The following is a 2,664-nucleotide window of genomic DNA, read 5'->3' on the forward strand; positions in this document are numbered from 1 at the left end:
TTGTAATGTGCGGCAATTTTTCGAAGCGCAGATGAAGAGACAATCGAATTTCCGAAAGTACCCGATGGATGTTTTCTGGCAATCCATTCACCAAAGATGACCCCTAGTTCATCCCCGCGCAACATACGCCAACCGACAACAGGGTCATTCACTGCTGCAGCGCAACGATCGGCATCAGGATCATTTGCAATAACTAAATCTGCACCAAAATCTCTCGCCTTTGCCAGAGCTAGGTCGATAGCACCTGGTTCTTCAGGATTTGGAAAAGCAACTGTTGGAAAATCGGGATCGGGCGTGCACTGCTCATCGACTAAAATCAGCGTTGCAAATCCTGCATGGTTAAAAACACGTTGCACTATCTCGGTTCCAACACCATGCATGGCGGTATAAACAATCTTGATATCACCTGGACGAGGCGCAATCTTTATTGTGCGATTGATGTATTCAGTGATGACATCTTCGCCAAGTACGGTCCATTTGTTTCCACGCGGTTGTGATTTAAGTGAGGTGATTGCCGTTATTTCGTCGGCAATGAACCCATCTGTTGGATTGATAATTTGCGATGAGGCATACTTAATTCCATCGGCATCAGGCCCGATATAAACCTTATAGCCATTATCTTGCGGGGGATTGTGACTTGCTGTCACCATGATTCCCAGATCGCAACCAAGCTGTGCTGTTGCAAAAGCCAGAACAGGAGTCGGTAGCGGACGCGGCAGAATATAGACATCCATGCCAGCACCGCTGAGAATCTCGGCACTTTCAATGGTGTAATCCTCTGACCCATAACGAGCATCGCGGCCAATTACGACCTTCTTCATTCCGCGCTTGCTCATATAGGAAGCTAAGCCAGCGGCGGTACGTCCAACAACAGCGCGGTTCATACATGATGGACCAGCACCGATTGGGCCACGCAAGCCCGCGGTTCCAAATTGCAAGAAGCCGTTAAAGAGTGGGTTTAGCGAAGCGATGTCGTCATTATCGAGATATGTCTGAAGCTGTGCAGCGGTTACTGGATCAGGATCATCAGCAATCCAGGCCTCGACCTCGCTTCGCAGCTCTGCTCTAATCATTAAATTCGTTCTTAAACTATCTTTGGAATTACATTCTTAAGAAGTTCGCCCATTCGGCTAGCGGCAGCTTTTCCAGCAGCAATTACCTCTTCATGGTTAAGTTTTTCACCAGTCATGCCGGCGGCTGCATTTGAGACGAGTGATATGCCAAGAACTTCAGCGCCAAGAGCATGTGCTGCAATAGCCTCAGGCACGGTCGACATTCCAACAAGGTCTGCACCCATAGTGCGCATCATTAAAATTTCCGCAGGTGTTTCATATGTTGGGCCACGCCAATGAACGTAAACACCTTCTTGCAGTGAAGAATCTTCGACCTTAACAATTTCACGAATGCGCTTGCTGTATAAATCTGTGAGATCAACGAATGTAGCACCTGAAAGTGGAGATGCCGCGGTTAGTGAGATATGGTCACGAATCAATACGGGTTCACCAACTTTGTACTTAGCATTTATTCCGCCACAAGCGTTGGTAAGAATTACAACATTGCACCCAGCCTTAACGGCGGTGCGAACTCCATGAACAACAGGTTCCATTCCTTTGCCTTCATAGAGATGGGTACGCCCCAAGAAGACAAGTGCGCGAATAGTTTTATCACCACTCTTGATCTCATAAGAACGAACTTTGCCAGAATGTCCTTCAACGGCAGGAGCTGCAAATCCAGTAATCTCATGCGCATCGCATTCATAAGCGGGAGTACCAAGAGCATCTACAGCAGTTACCCAACCCGATCCCATCACCAGCGCGACATCATGAGATGCGACCCCGGTCCGCTTGGCTATCTCGCAGGCAGCTTCTGTTGCTGCGGCGAGTGGATCTGTGTAAAGCAGGTTATCTTCTCGAGAATCAGTTGAGGTCATGCCTGAATAATCTCACAGAGAACGGTTCCGCTCGAAACGCTCTCTCCAACAACAGCTTTCAATTCTCGGATTACTCCATCTTTATGGGCGTTTAGTGGCTGTTCCATCTTCATCGCCTCAAGAACAATTATGAGATCACCAGCTGCGACCTTATCGCCCTCTTTAACTGCAACTTTGACCACAGTGCCTTGCATTGGGCTTGAGAGGGCATCTCCGGTGGCACCAGCAGCTGAGGCAGCTTTGGCACGGTGGCGCTTAACAACTGGCTCCGGTGCATGGACGAGGATTTCAAATCGCTTTCCATTGACCTCTGCAATCAACTTCTCTGAGACTGCATTCGTTTTGATATCTGCTACCACTGGCGCATACATCGGAATCTCATTGATAAATTCATTTTCGATATAACTTGTGTAGACATGAAAATCATCTGTGAATTTAGGATCACGAACTATCGCTCGATGAAATGGAAGTGCCGTTGCCAGCCCTTCGACACGAAATTCATCGAGAGCTCTGCGAGAACGCTCAATCGCTTCTTGACGCGTTGCTCCTGTGACAACCAGCTTGGCAAGGAGTGAATCAAAGTTTCCGCCAATCACATCACCATTTCTGAAGCCAGCATCAACACGAACTCCTGGCCCAGTTGGAATCTCCCATTGGGTAATGCGACCTGGTGCCGGCAAGAAAGAACGGCCGGGATCTTCGCCGTTGATTCTAAATTCAATCGAGTGTCCACG

Annotated in this window: 3 protein-coding genes; all 3 read right to left on the reverse strand. The window is 48.4% G+C overall.

What is annotated here, in order from left to right; translation table 11 throughout:
- On the reverse strand, window positions 1-1,073 hold a 1,073-nt coding region (locus ACIQ0Q_RS09675), incomplete at its 3' end, for a phospho-sugar mutase (RefSeq protein WP_395772729.1).
- 11 nt (window positions 1,074-1,084) lie between these two features.
- Window positions 1,085-1,930, reverse strand: a complete 846-nt coding sequence (locus ACIQ0Q_RS09680) for a purine-nucleoside phosphorylase (RefSeq protein WP_395772730.1) — start codon at window positions 1,928-1,930, stop codon at window positions 1,085-1,087.
- Window positions 1,927-2,664 (reverse strand): biotin/lipoyl-containing protein (locus ACIQ0Q_RS09685; RefSeq protein ID WP_395772731.1); only part of this gene is annotated, 738 nt, incomplete at its 5' end. The genes ACIQ0Q_RS09685 and ACIQ0Q_RS09680, both read right to left, overlap by 4 nt.

This window comes from Arenimonas sp. (assembly GCF_044348765.1).
Taxonomy (GTDB): Bacteria; Pseudomonadota; Gammaproteobacteria; order Xanthomonadales; family Xanthomonadaceae; genus Arenimonas.

Bases quoted from the DNA above. Each gene is read 5' to 3' on its own strand.
- ACIQ0Q_RS09680 (WP_395772730.1), bottom strand. From the start codon at position 1,930: ATGACCTCAACTGATTCTCGAGAAGATAACCTGCTTTACACAGATCCA.